The sequence below is a fragment of the Halomonas elongata DSM 2581 genome, assembly GCF_000196875.2.
GTDB classification, from domain to species: domain Bacteria; phylum Pseudomonadota; class Gammaproteobacteria; order Pseudomonadales; family Halomonadaceae; genus Halomonas; species Halomonas elongata.
This window is the reverse complement of the sequence record NC_014532.2, coordinates 1,638,341-1,656,248: the sequence shown is the minus strand read 5'-3', so window position 1 is coordinate 1,656,248 and position 17,908 is coordinate 1,638,341. Positions and strand designations below refer to the sequence as shown.

At 65.5% G+C, this 17,908-nt stretch carries 16 protein-coding genes; 5 read left to right on the top strand and 11 right to left on the bottom strand.

Features of this window, described 5'->3' with window-relative positions; all coding sequences use genetic code 11:
- The first annotated feature begins 8 nt into the window (after positions 1-8).
- On the top strand, positions 9-1,031 hold the full coding sequence (locus HELO_RS07855) for an imelysin family protein (protein ID WP_013332185.1): 1,023 nt from the start codon (positions 9-11) through the stop codon (positions 1,029-1,031).
- 4 nt (positions 1,032-1,035) lie between these two features.
- Positions 1,036-2,127, top strand: coding sequence for a DUF1513 domain-containing protein (locus HELO_RS07850; RefSeq protein WP_013332184.1), 1,092 nt, complete (start codon positions 1,036-1,038; stop codon positions 2,125-2,127).
- A gap of 32 nt (positions 2,128-2,159) precedes the next feature.
- Here the strand turns inward: HELO_RS07850 and HELO_RS07845 are convergent, their stop codons facing one another.
- The 5 genes from HELO_RS07845 to HELO_RS07825 form a co-directional block, all read right to left on the bottom strand.
- Positions 2,160-3,365, bottom strand: a complete 1,206-nt coding sequence (locus tag HELO_RS07845; protein ID WP_013332183.1) for a CaiB/BaiF CoA transferase family protein — start codon at positions 3,363-3,365, stop codon at positions 2,160-2,162.
- Positions 3,366-3,417: 52 nt separating this feature from the next.
- Positions 3,418-4,599 carry an acyl-CoA dehydrogenase gene (locus HELO_RS07840; protein ID WP_013332182.1) on the bottom strand — a complete coding sequence of 394 codons (1,182 nt, stop codon included), beginning with the start codon at positions 4,597-4,599 and terminating at the stop codon, positions 3,418-3,420.
- Positions 4,600-4,693: 94 nt separating this feature from the next.
- Positions 4,694-5,596 carry a 3-hydroxyisobutyrate dehydrogenase gene (gene mmsB, locus HELO_RS07835; protein WP_013332181.1) on the bottom strand — a complete coding sequence of 301 codons (903 nt, stop codon included), beginning with the start codon at positions 5,594-5,596 and terminating at the stop codon, positions 4,694-4,696.
- A gap of 130 nt (positions 5,597-5,726) precedes the next feature.
- A complete protein-coding gene (locus HELO_RS07830) occupies positions 5,727-6,860 on the bottom strand; it encodes an enoyl-CoA hydratase/isomerase family protein (RefSeq protein WP_013332180.1) in 1,134 nt (377 codons plus the stop codon).
- 21 nt (positions 6,861-6,881) lie between these two features.
- A complete protein-coding gene (locus tag HELO_RS07825; protein WP_013332179.1) occupies positions 6,882-8,048 on the bottom strand; it encodes an acyl-CoA dehydrogenase family protein in 1,167 nt (388 codons plus the stop codon).
- 210 nt (positions 8,049-8,258) lie between these two features.
- On the opposite strand from HELO_RS07825, the gene HELO_RS07820 reads away from it, so the two are divergent.
- Both HELO_RS07820 and HELO_RS07815 read left to right on the top strand, forming a co-directional pair.
- A complete protein-coding gene (locus tag HELO_RS07820; RefSeq protein WP_013332178.1) occupies positions 8,259-8,717 on the top strand; it encodes a MerR family transcriptional regulator in 459 nt (152 codons plus the stop codon).
- Between the two features lie 185 nt (positions 8,718-8,902).
- Entirely contained in the window at positions 8,903-10,585 is a 1,683-nt protein-coding gene (locus tag HELO_RS07815; protein WP_013332177.1) for an AMP-binding protein, read from the top strand.
- Between the two features lie 143 nt (positions 10,586-10,728).
- Here HELO_RS07815 and HELO_RS07810 read toward each other — a convergent pair whose 3' ends face one another.
- Positions 10,729-12,318 carry a peptide chain release factor 3 gene (locus tag HELO_RS07810; protein WP_013332176.1) on the bottom strand — a complete coding sequence of 530 codons (1,590 nt, stop codon included), beginning with the start codon at positions 12,316-12,318 and terminating at the stop codon, positions 10,729-10,731.
- Between the two features lie 154 nt (positions 12,319-12,472).
- Here HELO_RS07810 and HELO_RS19135 point away from each other — a divergent pair, with 154 nt between their 5' ends.
- On the top strand, positions 12,473-12,976 hold the full coding sequence (locus tag HELO_RS19135; RefSeq protein ID WP_013332175.1) for a hypothetical protein: 504 nt from the start codon (positions 12,473-12,475) through the stop codon (positions 12,974-12,976).
- 71 nt (positions 12,977-13,047) lie between these two features.
- Here HELO_RS19135 and HELO_RS07800 read toward each other — a convergent pair whose 3' ends face one another.
- The 5 genes from HELO_RS07800 to HELO_RS07780 all read right to left on the bottom strand — a co-directional run bounded on the left by HELO_RS07800 (position 13,048) and on the right by HELO_RS07780 (position 17,904).
- The gene (locus HELO_RS07800; RefSeq protein ID WP_013332174.1) at positions 13,048-13,887 is read right to left on the bottom strand and encodes a glycosyltransferase family 32 protein; all 840 of its coding nucleotides are present in this window, start codon (positions 13,885-13,887) and stop codon (positions 13,048-13,050) included.
- 285 nt (positions 13,888-14,172) lie between these two features.
- Entirely contained in the window at positions 14,173-14,931 is a 759-nt protein-coding gene (locus HELO_RS07795) for an ATP-binding cassette domain-containing protein (protein WP_013332173.1), read from the bottom strand.
- Positions 14,925-15,965, bottom strand: coding sequence for a FecCD family ABC transporter permease (locus HELO_RS07790; protein ID WP_232519627.1), 1,041 nt, complete (start codon positions 15,963-15,965; stop codon positions 14,925-14,927). Before HELO_RS07790 ends, HELO_RS07795 begins: the two co-directional genes overlap by 7 nt.
- Positions 15,956-16,849 (bottom strand): heme/hemin ABC transporter substrate-binding protein, encoded by an 894-nt coding sequence (locus tag HELO_RS07785; RefSeq protein WP_013332171.1) that lies wholly within the window; start codon positions 16,847-16,849, stop codon positions 15,956-15,958. Before HELO_RS07785 ends, HELO_RS07790 begins: the two co-directional genes overlap by 10 nt.
- Positions 16,846-17,904: a heme degradation protein gene (locus HELO_RS07780; RefSeq protein ID WP_013332170.1), complete on the bottom strand. Its 1,059-nt coding sequence runs from the start codon at positions 17,902-17,904 to the stop codon at positions 16,846-16,848. Before HELO_RS07780 ends, HELO_RS07785 begins: the two co-directional genes overlap by 4 nt.
- Positions 17,905-17,908: the final 4 nt, after the last annotated feature.

Sequence of the window (17,908 nt, the reverse complement as noted above, 5' to 3'; positions counted from 1 at the left end):
TGACTGACGTGTTCAAACGACTGGGTCGAATCGGCCTTGCCGCCCTCACCCTGGCCACCGCCCCGCTGATGGCCAATGAGGACACTCCTCAGGCCCGGGAGCGCTGGCACCAGGCCATTGATCAACGCTACGGCGTGCTGAGCGATGCCAGCGAACGCCTGGAAGCCAGCGCGATCCGCTTCTGCCAGCAGCCCGACACACCGCATCGCAAACGCCTGAGCCAGGACTGGATGGATGCCTACCAGGCCTGGCAAGCCGTGCGCTTCGTCGACTTCGGGCCCATCGAGCAGCAGAGCCGAGCCTGGCAGCTCCAGTTCTGGCCCGACCGCAAGAACCTGGTCGGGCGCAAGATGCAGGCCTGGCTCGCGGCCGATCAGCCCCCCACCGCCGAACAGATCGCCGGCGACAGTGTCGCCACCCAGGGGTTTCCGGCCCTCGAATACCTGCTCTTCGATGAGCACATGGAAACCAAGACCCTGTCGCAGCCCGTCGCCTGCGGCCTGATGAAGGCCATCGCCAATCACCTGGCGGATGGCACCAGCGCCCTGCGCAGCGACTGGCAACGCTTCGCGGAACACTATCGCACCACCCGGAGTTACACCGATGCCACCCTGCATGGCGCCCTGCGTGCCCTGGAAACTCTGGAAGACAAGCGCCTGGGTGATCCCATGGGGCTGACCGGCGGCGCTGCCAATGGCTACCTGGCCGAGGCCTGGCGTAGCGGCCGCTCGATTCGCCTGATCGAGGGCACCCTGCACGGGCTCGAAGACACCTTCCTGCCGGGGCTCAAGACGCTGCTCGCCAGCCGCGGCCAGGCCGAGCTGGCCGACGACTTCCGGGAATTGCTGGACCGCACGCGCCATCGCGCCGCCGAGATGTCACCCGGCCTCGCCCCGGCCCTCGATGATTCCGTCGCCTTCAGCGACCTGCAGGGTCTCTACGTCCAGGTCGGCCAGTTGCGCCGCCAGCTCGAAGAGATCGGCGGAACCCTGGGACTGGTACGAGGCTTCAACTCCAGCGACGGAGACTGAAGCCATGCACAGGCGGGATCTACTCAAGACGGGACTCGTCGGACTCGGGGCGCTGGGACTGCCCAGCCTTGGCTGGGCCCTGCCGGGCCGCCAGCAGGCGCACTGGTTGTTCAGTGCCGTGGACGATGCCGAGGGGCGTCACTGCATTCAGGCCATCTCGCCCGAGGATGGCCGCTCCTTTCGCATCGCGGTCTCAGAGCGCTGCCATGGCGGCTGTCTGCGTCCCGACAGCGCCCAGGCGGTGCTCTTCGCCCGGCGCCCCGGTCGTTCGTTGCATGTCATCGACGGCGATGCCCGGGCCGAGATCACCCGGGTCGATGCCGGCCCCGGGCATCACTTCTATGGCCATGGCGTCTTCGAGCCGAGCGGACGCTACCTCTACGTCACCGCCAACCGCATCGAGGACGCCGCCGGCCTGGTACGCGTCTACGACGCCGAGCGGGACTATGCGCATCGCCATGACCTGCCCCTGGATGGCATCGGCCCCCACGAACTGCGCCTGATGCCGGATGGCCGAACCCTGGCGATCGGCCTCGGCGGCATCCGTACGCATCCCGACTACGGACGCGCCAAGCTCAACCTCGACGACATGGCCCCGGCACTCGTGCTGATGGACCGCGAGAGCGGCGAGATATCGGCCCGCCACGCCCCCAGCCATCACCAGCTCAGTTGCCGGCATCTCGATGTGGGCGCCGACGGCACCGTGCTCGCCGGCTACCAGTATCAGGGGCCGGAGTGGGAACGACGCCCCCTGATCGCCCGACTCTCCCCGCAGGGCGAGTTTTCCGAGATCGCCCTGCCTGGCCCGCTCACCGACGAACTGCGCCAGTACACGGCCAGCGTCGCCATCGCCCGGGGCAGACCCCGTGCGCTGATCACCGCCCCGCGCGGCCACCGTGTGCTATTGATCGACAGTCGGGATGGCCGGCTGCTGGCCAGCCATCCTCTTCCCGATGCGGCCGGCGCCCGCTGCGACGGCCGGGGCGGCTTTCTGGTCTCCTCCGGTCGCGGCGGCCTCTACCGGGTCGGCGGCGACGGCAGCGCACCGCAGCAACTCGAGTCGCCGGCCCTCCGCTGGGACAACCACCTGACCTGATCGACGCCCGACGCCCTCGCGCCAGGCAGGTGTCACCGCACGATACCGCGCCGCCTCAGCTCGTCGATCTCCTCGACGGAAAGCCCCATCTCGGCCAGTACGGCATCGCTATCCTGGCCGAGTGCCGGCGGCGGCGTGTCGCTGGTGGCGCTTCTGCCATCGAAGCGCAACGGGTTGGCCACCTGGGGCAGGCTCTGGCCCTGTCGCGAGAGCTCCCGATACAGGCCACGGTGGCGCACCTGCGGATCGGCAAAGACCTCGCTAAGCGTATTGATGGGACCGGCCGGGATGCCCAGTGCCTCCAGTTCGGCGAGCCAGGCATCGCGCCCTCGCGTCAGGAAGACCGAGGCGATCTTCGGCACCAGAGCATCGCGATGCGCCACCCGGGCGGCGTTGGTGGCAAAGGCCGCATCCTCGGCCCATTCCGGATGGCCCAGCAGGCTCGCCAGCCGGGCGAACTGGGCGTCGTTGCCCACGGTCAGGACCAGATAACCATCGGCACAGGCAAAGGCCTGGTAGGGCACGATATTGGGATGGGCATTGCCGTGGCGATCGGGGTCTTCTCCCGTCACCAGGGCGTTCAAGGCCTGATTGGCCAGAGTCGCCAACTGGACGTCGAGCAGCGCCACGTCGATGTGTCGCCCGACACCCGTCGAGCGACGCTCGTGGAGTGCCGCCAGCACCCCGATAGTGGCATAGAGGCCGGTCATCACATCGGTGATGGCCACGCCCGTCTTCATCGGCATGCCGTCGGGCTCGCCAGTCAGGCTCATCAGCCCGCCCATGGCCTGGATCATGAAATCGTAGCCGGCCCGTCCGGCGTAGGGGCCGTCCTGCCCGAACCCGGTGATCGAGCAGGCGATCAGGCGTGGATTGCGCTCGCGCAGGCTTGCCGGGTCCAGCCCGTACTTGGCGAGACCGCCGACCTTGAAGTTCTCGAGCAGCACATCGGCACCGGCGGCCAGTTCGCGAACCAGCGCCTGGCCACCCTCGGTGGCGATATCCACGGCCAGCGAGCGCTTGCCGCGATTGGCACACAGGTAATAGGCAGCCAGCCGCTCGGCATCCGCTTCGCCTTCCCACCAGGGCGGCCCCCAGCCACGGGTATCATCGCCGCGTTCGGGATGCTCGATCTTGATGACCCGGGCGCCCATGTCGGCGAGCAACTGGCCTGCCCAGGGGCCGGCCAGCACCCGTGACATGTCCAGCACCACAACGCCTTCCAGCGGTCCGCTCATGTTGGTTCCTTGCAGAATGTGCAGAGTCCTGAGGTCTCGGCGCTGCGACTTCCTAACCGGTGAAAGCCTGCAGGCCGGTCTGGGCCCTGCCCAGAATCAACGCATGCACATCGTGGGTGCCTTCGTAGGTATTCACCGCCTCGAGGTTCATCACATGGCGGATCACGTGATATTCGTCGCTGATGCCGTTGCCGCCGTGCATGTCCCGGGCCTGGCGGGCGATGTCCAGCGCCTTGCCGCAGTTGTTGCGCTTGATCAGCGAGATGACCTCGGGCACCAGTTGGCCTTCGTCGATCATGCGCCCGGCCCTCAAGGCGGCCTGAAGCCCCAGGGCGATCTCGGTCTGCATGTCGGCGAGTTTCTTCTGGATCAGCTGGTTGGCGGCCAGCGGGCGACCGAACTGCTTGCGCTCCAGGGTGTAGTCGCGCGCTGCGTGCCAGCAGGCCTCGGCCGCACCCATGCTGCCCCAGGCGATACCGTAGCGGGCACGGTTGAGGCAGGAGAACGGCCCCTTGAGGCCGGTCACATCCGGCAGTCGCTGAGCGTCATCGACCTCGACGTCCTGCATGGCGATCTGGCCAGTCACCGAGGCACGCAGGCTGAACTTGCCCTCGATCTTGGGCGCTGACAGACCGTCCATGCCTCGTTCGAGGATGAAACCGCGCACCAGGCCCTCGTCGTCCCGCGCCCAGATCACGAAGACATCGGCGATCGGCGAGTTGGTGATCCATGTCTTGGTGCCATTGAGCCGCCAGCCGTTCTCGGTGCGTGTGGCCCGCGTGGACATGCTGCCGGGATCCGAACCATGATCCGGCTCGGTGAGGCCGAAGGCACCCACCCACTCGCCGCTTGCCAGTCGAGGCAGGTAGCGGTCCTTCTGGGCCTCGCTGCCGAAGGCATGGATGGGGTACATCACCAGGCTGGACTGCACGCTCATGGCGCTGCGATAGCCGGAATCGACCCGCTCAACTTCGCGGGCGATCAGGCCATAGCTGACGTAGTTCATGCCCGCGCAGCCATAGCCGTCGATGGTGGCGCCCAGCAGGCCCAGCTCGCCCATCTCGGTCATGATCTCGCGGTCGAAGCGCTCGTGCCGGTTGGCCTCCAGCACCCGAGGCAGCAACTTGTCCTGGCAATAATCGCGGGCCGTCTGCTGGACCAGTCGCTCCTCCCCGTCGAGCTGGTCGATCAGGCGGAAGGGGTCGTCCCAGGTGACGGGGGTGATCTGGCTCATAGGGCGCTCCAAAAATATCTACATTTTTATATAATGTAGACTCAAATGTCGCCGCTGCCAACCCCGGAACGCCCCTTTCCGCGTGGCGACGCGATCAGGCGTCGTCCTCACCGGCCCGGTAGAGTTTCTGGATGCTGGAGAAATCCAGCCCGCCATTGCCCTGGGCACTGTGCAGGGCAAAGAGGTTGCGCGCCTGGGAGCCCATGGGCACGCCGGCACGGGTCTTGAGCGCCAGTTCCCAGGCCAGTCCCAGGTCCTTGGCCATGAGGTCGGTGAGAAAGCCGCCCTGGTAATCCCGGGAAGCAGCCGAGCCCTCCATCACCCCCGGCCAGGGGTTGTAGACGTTGAGCGCCCAGTTGCCGCCGCTGCTCTGCTTCATGATCTCGGAGAGCACCGCCGGATCCAGGCCGTTCTTCACGCCGAGCGCGAGCGCCTCGGCGGTACCGCTCATCAGGATGCCGAGCAGCATGTTGTTGCAGATCTTGGCCACCTGGCCGTCACCGATGCGACCGGCATGAAAGATGTTGCGCCCCATGCACTCGAGCACGGGTTTGGCCTGTTCGAAGCCCGCCTCGTCACCGCCGACGATGAAGGTCAACGTGCCGGCCTTGGCGCCGCCGATACCGCCGGACACCGGCGCATCCAGGTAGGTCAGGCCGCGTTCGGCGGCGGCTTCGCCGACGATCCGGGCATCGTCGGGCGAGATGGTCGAGGCATCGATGATCAACGGCTTGTGGTCGAGAGAATCGAGCAGGCCCTGGCCGTCGGCGCCCAGATAGAGCCCTCGAACGTGCACGCCGGCGGGCAGCATGGAGATGACCACCTCGGCTTCCGCGCAGGCCGCCTCGGCACTCTCGGCGCGCCGTGCGCCCTCTTTCTCCAGCGCCGCCATGGCGCTCTCGACGAGATCGAAGACCACGACCTCGTGGCCGACCCCGACCAGGTTGGTGGCCATGGGCGTGCCCATGTTACCGAGTCCGATGAAGGCGATTTTCATGGCACTGCTCCTCGATCGTTGGTGAGTCTTTTATTGGATTCGCTCGCCAGTTCCAAAGCACTGTCTTAAAAGGCGACGGAAGCGCTGCCTTAAAAGTCAGCGACTACCGTTGAGCGTTTGAAATGCTCTCTTATTGGATTCTCTGCCCGACTCCCAGATCCCTCAGGGGATGATTCTCGTCATCCCAGGGCGACCTCATGAGTGCCTGCACATCCGCCTCCGGCACACTGGCCACATCATGATGGGACCAGCGGGGCTGCTTGTCCTTGTCGATCAACAGCGCCCTCACCCCCTCGGCGAGATCGCCGCGATGGCAACATTGCACCGACAGCGCCAGTTCGTCGCGGAAGGCATCGGCCAGGCTGCCGTGACGATGGCGTTCCAGCATGCGCCATACCAGATGCGCGGTCAGCGGACAGCCGGTTTCCAGCCTGGCCCGGTTGGCGGCCAGCCAGGGGTCGTCGCTGTCATCGGCCAGCAGTCGGGCCACCGCCTCGGTCACTTCGCTGCGATCGACCATGGCCTGCAGATGGTCGCGATGCCGCCACACCCGCCCCTCGGGCGCCTGCTGGCGGTCCTCGAAGCGATCGATTACCCGCATCACGACGCTACGGCAGGTCGACACCGCACGCTCGCCGTAATCGGCCTCGGCCAGGGCTCCGAGCAGGTCGTCGCGACGCTCGCGTGGCACGAAGCGGTCCCCCAGCCCCAGATCCAGGGCGTCGCGGGCATTGAGCTGGGCGCCGGTCAGGCCAAGATAGGCACCGATGCCCTTCGGCATGCGCCCCAGGAACCAGCTGGCGCCGATATCGGGGTACAGGCCGATGGTGATCTCGGGCATGGCGATCAGCGTGGTCTCGGTGACCAGCCGCTGGAAGCCGCCGGCCATCAGGCCGAGGCCGCCGCCCATGACGATGCCGTCACCCCACACCAGCAGGGGCTTGGGATAAGTATGGATACGGTGGTCGAGGCGGTACTCGGCAGTGAAATAGGTCGCGGGGAAATCCGACTGGCTCGTTTCCTGAAGGGCGCGATACAGGGCCACCACATCGCCCCCGGCGCAGAAGGCCTTGTCGCCACTGCCCTCGAGCCAGACGGCCACCACCCCGGGATCCACCGCCCAGGCATCGAGCTTGTCGGCCACTAGCTGGATCATCTCCAGCGACAAGGCGTTCAGGGCCTTGGGGGCGTTGAGCCTGGCCACACCGATACGTCCGCCGCCGCGCGTGGGCAGTTCATCGAAGCAAACCGCGAGGTCCGTCATCGCTGTTCTCCTGGTGTCCGGTTATTGAAGCGACTCGATGACGCCATCGGCCAGCAGCCGACGGGCGGCGATCAAGCGCATGATCTCGTTGGTTCCCTCGAGGATCTGGTGCACGCGGGTGTCGCGCACCAGGCGTTCCAGGGGATACTCCCGGATGTAACCATAGCCGCCATGCAGCTGCAGGGCCTCGTTGCAGACATTGAAGCCAACATCGGTGGCGAAGCGCTTGGCCATGGCGCAATGCGCGGTGGCCTCCGGGTCCTGTTGATCGAGTCGCCAGGCGGCATGACGGACCATCAGCCGAGCCGCGGTGAGCTCGCTTGCCATGTCGGCGATCTTGAACTGCAGCGCCTGGAAGGAGGACAGCTCGCGTCCGAACTGCTTGCGCTCGGCCAGGTAGTCCCGCGACAACGTCAGGGCATGCTGGGCAGCACCCAACGAGCAACTGGCGATATTGAGCCGACCGCCATCCAGCCCCTTCATGGCGAACTTGAATCCCTCGCCCTCGTTGCCCAGCCGGTTGCCGACCGGTACTCGCACGTCGTCGAAGCTGACCAGCCGCGTGGGCTGGCTCTTCCAGCCCATCTTCTGCTCGTTCTTGCCGTATTCGATGCCCTCGGCATCCGCCGGCACCAGCAGGGCCGAGACACCACCCGCCCCGCTGTCCGGCTCGCCGGTGCGGGCCATCACCACCAGCACCTCAGTGGCTCCGGCACCGGAGATGAACATCTTCGAGCCGTTGATGACATAATCATCGCCATCCCTGACCGCCCGTGTCCTCAGGCTGGCGGCATCCGAACCGGCACCGGGCTCGGTCAGGCAGTATGAGCCCAGCGCCTCACCGGCTATCATGGCCGGCACATAGCGCTCTCGCAGGGCCTGGTCGCCCCAGCTGGCGACCATCCAGGTCACCATGTTGTGAATGGTCAGATAAGCCGTGGTGGATACGCAGCCCTGGGCGAGTTGCTCGAAGATCAGGGACGCCTCGAGCCGCGACAGGCCGAGCCCGCCATGTTCCTCAGGGGTATAGATGCCGAGGAAGCCCGCCTCGCCGGCCCGGCGGATCACCTCCACCGGGAAGTGCGAGTCTGCATCCCACTGCGCGGCATGCTCGGCCAGCTCGGCCCGGGCGAAATCGGCGGCGGCGTCGGCCAACGCCTTCTGGTCTTCGGTCAGCGCAAAATCCATGGAAAACCTCTCGTCGAACGGTGATGGATGACCCGCCGTGCCGAGGCACCGGGTTTCCGGCCTGGCGAGGCATCAACCTAGCACTTGCTAGGGTTTATCCCATATCACCCCATGGTCGAACAAGCACTTTACGTTAACGTAAACCTCGTCTAGGGTTGCCTGACGAGGTGGAAACCGCCGGTGAACCACCCGGCCACAGGAAACAACGTCATGAGTCGATCACCATCCCAGGCCCCCGATGAAAGTGCCGAGGCCCTGCCCCGGCAGCAGCGTACTTACAGCATCGGTGAATTGGCCAGAATGTTCGAGGTGACCCCTCGAACCATTCGCTTCTACGAGCAGGAAGGCCTGCTGGCCCCTTCACGACAAGGCCAGAAACGCATCTACCGCGAAAAGGACCGGGTCCGGCTCAAGCTGACTCTGAGGGGCAAGCGCCTGGGCTTCTCGCTGGCCGAGATCCGCGAGGTGGTGATGATGTACGACGCCATGCCCGACGGTAACGCCCGCCAGCTCAAGCGACTGATCGAGATACTCGATGAGAAGCGCGCCAACCTCGATCGCCAGATGGAAGACATACGACTGATGCGCCTGGAGATCGACGACGTGGACCAGCGCGCCCGGGACGTTCTGCGACAGTTGGGAAAGGAAGAAGAAAGCCGTAAGCCGTAAGCCGTAAGCCGTAAGCCGTAAGCCGTAAGCCGTAAGCCGTAAGCCGTAAGCCGTAAGCCGTAAGCCGTAAGCCAGCATGCTGCCACTAAATCAAACAGGCCAACGAGAAGGTTTTTTCTTAAAGCTTACAGCTTAGAGCTTACGGCTCCGGGCGAAGCCCGGGTGAACAACAAAAAGGAGCCGCCATGTCACGCCCTATCAGTTACGTCAGCGGTATCAGCGACACTCCCTTGAAGGGGCAGACCATCGGGGATTGCTTCGACGAGACCGTGGCCCGCTTTCCCGAGCGGGATGCCCTGATCTGCCGTCATCAGGATCTGCGCTACAGTTGGCGGAGTCTGCGCGAGGCCGTCGATCGTGCCGCCCGGGCACTGATGGCCCTGGGGGTGACGAAAGGCGATAGGGTCGGCATCTGGTCGCCCAATTGCGCCGAATGGGCGATCACCCAGTTCGCCACCGCCAAGCTCGGCGCCATCCTGGTCAACATCAACCCGAGCTATCGCACCCATGAGCTGGAATATGCCCTTCGCCAGTCCGGCACCTCGACGCTGGTCCTGCAGGGCGCCTTCAAGAGCTCGGACTATGTCGCGACCCTGGCCGAACTGGTGCCGGAACTACGGGACGCCGAGAGTGCCGCAACGCTGCGTTCGGAGCGGATTCCCGACCTGAAACGGGTCATCTGCCTGGACGATGCCCGCGCCCTGCCCGGCATGTGGCGCTGGTCGGCCATGCTCCAGCGCGCCGACGAGGTATCCGTCGAACGCCTGGCCGAAGTCCAGGCCGGCCTGGACTTCGACGAACCGATCAACATCCAGTACACCTCCGGCACCACCGGCGCGCCCAAGGGCGCCACCCTTTCCCACCACAACATCCTCAACAACGGTTTCTTCGTGGCCCGCACCATGAAGCTCGACGAGACCGACCGCATGGTGATCCCGGTGCCGCTCTATCACTGCTTCGGCATGGTCATGGGCAATCTCGGCTGCGTGACCCACGGCACCGCCATGATCTATCCGGGCGACGGTTTCGATCCCCTGGCCACGCTCGAGGCCGTCAGCGAGGAAAGGGCCACCGCGCTGTACGGCGTGCCGACCATGTTCATCGCCGAACTGGAGCATCCCGAATTCGAGCGCTTCGATCTCTCTTCCCTGCGCACCGGCATCATGGCCGGCTCCATCTGCCCCATCGAGGTGATGCGACGCGTCATCGAGCGGATGAACATGCAGGAGGTCACCATCTGCTACGGCATGACCGAGACCAGCCCGGTGAGCTTCCAGACCCAGACCGATGCGCCGCTCGACAAGCGCGTGACCACGGTGGGCACCATTCATCCCCATCTCGAGGTGAAGCTGGTCAGTCCAGACGATGGCGCCGCAGTGCCGCGCGGCGAACCCGGCGAACTCTGCACCCGGGGCTACAGCGTGATGCTCGGCTACTGGAACAACGACGAGGCCACCGCGGACGCCATCGACGCGGCCGGCTGGATGCATACCGGCGATCTCGCCACCATGGACGACGAGGGCTACGTGGCCATCGTGGGTCGCATCAAGGACATGATCATCCGCGGCGGCGAGAACATCTATCCCCGCGAAATCGAGGACTTCCTCTACACCCACCCCGCCATCTCCGATGTCCAGATCATCGGCGTGCCCGATGAAAAATACGGCGAGGAGATCATGGCCTGGGTCAAGCTGAGCGAAGGAGAAGACCTCGACGAGGAAGGTCTAAAGGCATTCTGCGAGGGGCGCATCGCCCACTTCAAGGTGCCTCGCTACGTGAAATTCGTCGACGAATTCCCGATGACCGTCACCGGCAAGATCCAGAAATTCAAGATGCGCGAAGAAGCCGTGCATGAGTTGGGGCTCTGAAGCCGTAAGCCGTAAGCCGTAAGCCGTAAGCCGTAAGCTAGAACATTGCCATCCAGCAGGCCGACGGAAAGCTTTTCTTAACGCTTACAGCTTAGAGCTTACGGCTCCAGGCTGTGCCCGGGCGTGGCCCGGGCACAGCCTGGTCAGTGCTCCCTCGTATGATTGAAGCGGATGTCCGGCCAGCGTTCCTGGGTCATCTGCAGGTTGACCCGGGTCGGGGCGATGTAGGTGAGGTGGCCGCCGCCGTCGATGGCCAGGTTGGCACTGGCCTTGCGCTTGAAGTCTTCCAGCATCTTGGGGTCGTCGCATTCGATCCAGCGTGCGGTCTGCACGTTGACGCCTTCGTAGATGCAGTCGACCTTGTACTCCTGCTTGAGCCGGTGGGCGACCACGTCGAACTGCAGGGTACCCACCGCGCCGAGGATCAGGTCGTTGTTGTCCAGCGGCATGAACACCTGGGTCGCGCCCTCCTCGGAGAGCTGCTGGAGCCCTTTCTGCAGAGCCTTCATTCGCAGCGGATCGGTGAGGCGCACGCGCTTGAACAGCTCCGGGGCGAAGTGGGGAATGCCGGTGAAGCGCATGTTCTCGCCCTGGGTGAAGGTGTCGCCGATCTGGATGGTGCCGTGGTTGTGCAGGCCGATGATGTCCCCTGGCCAGGCCTCTTCCACATGGGCACGATCCGAGGCCATGAAGGTCAGGGCATCGGCGATCTTCACGTCCTTGCCGATGCGCACGTGCCGCATCTTCATGTTCCTTTCGTACTTGCCGGAACAGACCCGCAGGAAGGCGACGCGGTCGCGATGGTTGGGATCCATGTTGGCCTGGATCTTGAAGACGAAGCCGCTGAAGCTGCCGTCCTCGGCCTCGACGATCCGCTGGTCGGTCTCGCGGGGCTGCGGGGAGGGTGCATACTCGACGAAGCCGTCGAGCATCTCGCGCACGCCGAAGTTGCCCATGGCGGTACCGAAGTAGACCGGCGTCAGCTCGCCGCGTAGATAGGCATCGTGGTCGAAGGCGTGAGACGCCCCGCGCACCAGTTCGACCTCCATGCGCAGTTCCTCGGCGGCATCCTCGCCGAGCACTTCGTCGACCTCGGGGTTGTCGAGCCCCTCGATCCGCTTGTCCTCGGAGATGCGGTTGCCCTGCCCTTGGGTATAGAGATGGATCACATCATTGTAGAGGTGATAGACGCCCTTGAAGTGACGCCCCATGCCGATCGGCCAGGTCATGGGCGCGCACTGGATCTTCAGTACGTCCTCGACCTCGTCCATCACCTCGATGGGATCGCGGATGTCGCGGTCCATCTTGTTGACGAAGGTCAGGATCGGCGTGGTGCGCAGCCGGCAGACGTCCATCAGCTTGATGGTGCGGTCCTCGACGCCCTTGGCACCATCGATCACCATCAGTGCCGAATCCACCGCCGTCAGGGTGCGGTAGGTGTCCTCCGAGAAGTCCTCGTGCCCCGGCGTGTCGAGCAGGTTGACGATGCGTCCGCCATAGGGGAACTGCATCACCGAGGTGGTCACGGAGATACCACGCTCCTGCTCCATCTTCATCCAGTCGGAGGTGGCGTGACGATCATCCCGCTTGCTCTTCACCGACCCCGCCAGCTGGATGGCGTTGCCGAACAGCAGCATCTTCTCGGTGATGGTGGTCTTGCCCGCGTCGGGGTGGGATATGATAGCAAAAGTGCGTCGAAGCCCGGTTTCATGGGCTTGCTTGGCGTCTGTCATTACAGCATGGCTCTACTTTGCACTTGCCCTTGCACTCAAGTCCGAACGCAACCGGGCGAGTATGGATGGGGAATGCGCCGATTGTACCGGCAAGCCCGGTCTGGTGCTACGCTGCCTCAGATTGCCAACGCCATTCCCGCGACAGGAGACGCCGATGCACCGCCCCTCCCGGAAAACGAGGCTGCTGACCTTTGTCCTGCTCCCGCTATGCGGATCGCTCGTCGCCTGCGCCCCGGAGACGACAACGCCGGAGCGGCAGCCAGCGCCAACCGCCGCGACCGATACCCGTGCCGACACTTCGGCATATGACCCGGTGTCGGTCGCCCGGCGTTACTTTCAACGGCTCGAGGCCGGAGACTTCGACCAGGCCTACGCCATGTGGGCGCCGGCGAGTTCGACCCACGAGGGCGGGCCCGATCTCTTCGAGAAATCCATGCTCGCCTATCAGGCCTTCGATGGAGAGGCGACAGGAGATGCCCGGACGGAAGGCGCCGCAGGCACGCTGTACGCCGAGGTTCCAATCCGGGTGTCGGGCACGCGCCGCGGCGAACCGTTCTCGCATGAAGGAACGATGACGCTGAAGCGCTGCAACGATGTGCCGGGATGCAGCGAGCAGGCACGGCACTGGCGCATCCAGACGATCGATCTGGAACGCTAATGAGGCGATGATCCACTCGACGCGCCCGTTCCCCTGGCAGGAGCGACCGGCGCGCCGCTCACTGTACGATCTCAGCGCCTCTCGGCGGCCTCTGGCGTCTCGTCGTCCTCCCGGCGCAGCACCCCGATGGACTTCTGCTCCTGCGTCCACTTGCCCTGGGGCTTGTCGACGTACTGGAAGCGTTCATTGGTGAAGCTGCCCTGCAGGCAGAGGAAACGATAGGACTCGCTCTCCACCGAGTCGACGTCGATCACCTCATCGAACACACCGGGCCCGGTCATGTCGAAGACGCCACACTGGCGGTTCTCGGCGATATTGTTACCGATGGCCTCGCACACTGCCTGTATTTCGGCCAGACCAGGCCGACTGGCAATGAAGTAATTGGTCAGCCCGCCCTTTCGGGAGCGAACGAACAGGGCTTCCCGCTCGGTCCCCAGGATCCGCTCCAGCGGCCAGATCAGATGGGCATCGATGTCCATGTAGACACCACCATGGGCATGCAGCACCAGCACCCGCCAGAAATCCGCCTGGGCGGCACCGATCTGCAATCGCGAATAGCTCCGCGACACCTCGGCCGGATAGTTCGCCTCGATGAAATCGGCGCGCCCCTGGGTCGAGACGAAACGATATTCGAAGGTCGGCGCCATCAGGCGATTGCAGAGATAGTTCAGATAGACGGGCAGCGTCACTCGATCGGTGAAGTTCGTCTGCCACAGGGTTCTCGGTATGGCCGACGGCCGACGCGGCCGGATCAGGGGCGCGGCATGCGACGGCAGGGTGAAGCGCTTGTCGGGCAGCACCCAATGGAATGGATAGCTCAGCAACTTGAAGACATTGCCCGTCAGCTTGATCAGACGGCCAACGAAAAGTCTCGATAACGACGCGCCGGTGCTGGACGCCTGCCTTGTCATGTCATCGACTCCATGATGGTGACGGTTAACTGCTTCCTGTTTCCCCGCAGATCACAAGCCTGGAATGCCGATCGGCCCTGGCGCATCCGGAATGGGCGAGCAGCCACTCAATGCCTGCACCACGATGGCAACAAGCAAAAGGCACCACAGTATACGCGAGATGGACACGTCAACGACCTCCCCTGGCCAGCCTTGAGAGAAACCAATTGTAACGTCGGCCACGCCCCTTCCATGAAGGCTCAGTATGCCAGCCTCACCACTTCTGTGACATATCCGTTGAAGGCTTTAAGGCCTCAAGGCCAACCAGGGAGACTCACCCTCCCGGTCCAGCGCCATCAGATCGGCGCGATAGGTCAGGGCCAGGCGCTCGGTCTCGAGCACCTGACGCGGCGTGCCATGCGCCACTCGCTTGCCCGCCGCCATCAGCCAGACCCGATCGGCATAGGTCGCGGCCAGGTTGAGATCATGCAGTACACAGACCACTGCCATGCGGCGTTCCACCGCCAGCCGCCGCAACAGGCGCATCATGCGTTGCTGCTGACCGAGATCCAGGGCGCTGGTCGGTTCGTCCAGCAACAACAGGCCACCATCCCGATCATGGTCGCGACGTGCCGCGGCCAACTGACACAGCGCCCTGGCCACCATGACGCGCTGACGCTCCCCACCGGAAAGGCTCGACACGCCCCGCTCGGCCAGGCAGGCGATCTCCAGTTGCCCCATTATCTCCGCGACCGCCGCCTCCCCCGGATCGCCGCTCAGCACCACCAGGTCGCGTACCCGCCAGTCGAATCCCGCCGGTTCGAACTGGGCGACCAGCGCCCGACGCCCAGCCAATGCCGCCGGTGTCCAGGCGTCCAGGGACCAGCCATCCAGGGTGATCGACCCCAGTTGCGACTGGCGAAACCCGGACAGCATCGTCAGCAGTGTCGTCTTGCCGGCTCCGTTGGGACCGACGATGGCCAGCACCTCGCCCGGCGTCACCTCGCCGTGCAACGGCGAAAGGCTGGGCGCATCGATCAGGCCTGCGTGATGAAGGCTCAGCATCCCTGCCTCCGCAGCAGCAGGTACAGGAAATAAGGACCGCCCAGCAGGCTTGTCAGCAGTCCCACGGGCATTTCCGCCGGCATCGCCAGCATGCGGGCCAGGCCATCGGCCACCACCAGCAGCAAGGCACCACCCAACATGGAGGCCGGCAGCAACAGGCGATGCCCCGGTCCCAGCCACAAGCGCAGGCAATGCGGTACCAGCAGGCCGAGAAAGCCGATGATGCCGCTCACCGCCACACAGACACCGACACCCAATGACGTCGCCATCACCACACGGCGCCGCAGCCTCTGGCCATCCAGCCCCGCGGCATGGGCCGTCGCCTCGCCGAGCTGCAGCAGATCGAGATCCCGAGCCCGGTACAGCAGCGCGATCAGCGCCGGCGGCACCAGCACCAGTGCCACCAGGGTCGCGCCCCACAGCGAATGCGCCAGGCTGCCCATGCCCCACAGGCTGAGCTGCCGGAGCTGTTCGTCACTGGCCAGGAAGGCCAGCAGGCCACCACCGGCACCGGCCAGGGTATTGATCGCCAAGCCCGCCAGCAGCAAGGTGAGCACGGCACCGTTGCCCGAACGCCGGCGCGCCAGCCCGAAGACCAGCAGGCAGACGCCGAGCGCCCCCAGGAAACCGGCCACGAACTGGCCATAGAGCCCGAAGGCGTCACTGCCGGGGAACAACACTACCCAGACCGCCACACACAGTCCGGCGCCGCTGGCCAGGCCCAGCAGGGTCGGGTCGGCCAGTGGATTGCGGAACAGCCCCTGCATGGCGGCACCGCTGCCTGCCAGCATCGCGCCGACCAACACACCCAGCAGCAAGCGTGGCAGGCGCAACTGCCACCAGACCTGCCAATCCATCGCTGTCATCTCGCCCGCCACGAACTCGACCGGCGAGACACCGAGCGAACCGGAGGCAGCGGCCCAGGCCAGGGCCAGCAGCAAGGCCAGCGACAAGCCACCCAGCACGCCGAACCGACGCGAGAGGCGACGCCGCGACCCTTCGCCTGCCCCGATACGCGGCAGGCTCATGTCCATGGCGGCACCTCCTGTTCGACCAGGGCGCTGTCATCCTCCATCAGCAAGGCGTCGAGACGCTCACGCAGGTCCAGCAGCAGCGCAGGCGTACGCGGCCCGAATCCGAGCAGCCCCTGATCGTCGACCACCAGCAGTCTCTCGTCGCGTCCGGCCGGCGTCATGTCGAGCCCCGGCATCGCCCACAGCGCCTCTTCGCCGCCCAGGGCCTCCAGCCCGCGGCGCGATATCAACACCACCTCGGGCGACTGGCGGGCCAGCGCTTCGGCACCGACCGGCTTGTAGCCCTCCATCGCCGCAAAGGCGTTGTCGAGCCCCAGCGTTTCCAGCATCTCCTGAGCCGCGGTGTGCCGGCCGGCCACCATCGGCGTCATGCCGCCATGGCTGAGAATGAACATGGCCCGCAGGCTCGGACGTTCGGGCAATGTCGCCAGGGCATCGAGTTCATCACGCAGCGACTCGACCAGTTCACGCCCCTGCGCTTCGAGGCCCAGCGTCTCGGCGACGGAGCGGACCTTGTCGGGAATCGATGCCAGCCTGTCGGGGCTATCGATCACTTCGACCGTTACCCCGGCGGCCTCGAGCTGCTCGAGGGTCTCCGCCGGCCCGGCGTCGTCGCTGGCCAGGATGCGGTCCGGCTTCAGCGACAACACGCTCTCCGCCGAGAGGCGCCGCAGATAGCCCACGGTGGGCAAGCTTGCCACCGCCTCGGGGTACAGGCTGGTGTCGTCCCGACCGACCAGGCGATCGACCGCGCCGAGCGCCGCCACTGTCTCGGCAATGTCGCCACCCAGCACCACCCAGCGCTCATCGTCGGCCAGTGCCGGCAGCGTCATGCACAACAACAGCCCCATGAGGCAGGCCCGCCAGCCAAGTAGCGTTGTCATGCCACCGCCTCCCAGCGCGGAAAGGCCTCCAGCAGGCGCCGCCATTCGGCACGCTCCGCCTGCCCTTCGCGGCGCTCGGCATAGAGCTGCAGAATCAGCCGACCCTGATCGTCGAAGGCCTCGAGGCTGGTCACCCCACCATCGGCATTGGGCTTGTGCACCCGCCATACGCGCGCGATGGCGTCGTCATCGAGACGCAACGCAAAACTCGGATCGGACAGCGTCAGGCGGCCGTCGCACCATCTGGGCAGCGGCACGTCACCGGTGCGAATCTGCACGCAGCCCGGGCTCGCGACGAAGCACATCAGCGGCAGGCGTTGCTCACTGGCCCGCCGCAGCACGTTCTCCACCGCCGTCGGTGCCAGCGCCTCGGTGAAGCGACCCTCCATCAGGGCATTGGCCTCGTGACGTTCCAGGCCATGGCGACGCAGCAAGGTGAAGAACTGGTGCACATCGCGCATGGCCTGCCATTCCTCGGCCAGCCCCTCGATATCGGACAGGGCCCTGGTCGGCCGCGGCATTTCCTGGGTAAAGGCCGGTTCATCCTCGGTGGCCACCTCGAACAGGGCCGTCCAGCCTTCGCTGAGTGCCGTGTCCAAGGCCCGGCAACTATGCAATGCGCGCCCGTGCTGATCGAAGACCTGCACACGCCAGTCCACCGAGCCGCAACGCGGCCGCTCCCGCACCAGGCATGCCCAGTGCCAATGGGAGAACAGCAATCGCAGGTCCAGCCCGCCCGGTGCCAGCAGCAAGCCGGCCGCATCGCCGCCGGCCAGGCGCGGATAACGCCCGCGCTGGATCAGGGTCGCCGCCGTCGAACGGGTCCGGGCCTCGACCTGGCCGAGCGCCTCGAAACGCCTGGCCAGTTCGCGAGGCGCCAGCGACAGCGTCCAGGTGTCGCGACCGAGGCGCGCCGCCTGAAGCTCGCCCTCGCTGATGTCCAGGCGCCGCGCGATGCGCTCGACGGGTTGGGTCGGCGACGTTTCACGCACCGCATCGAAGGCATCGAGGATGGCGCGGCGGCGCGCCGTGCTGGAGATTCGAGAAATGTTCATGATC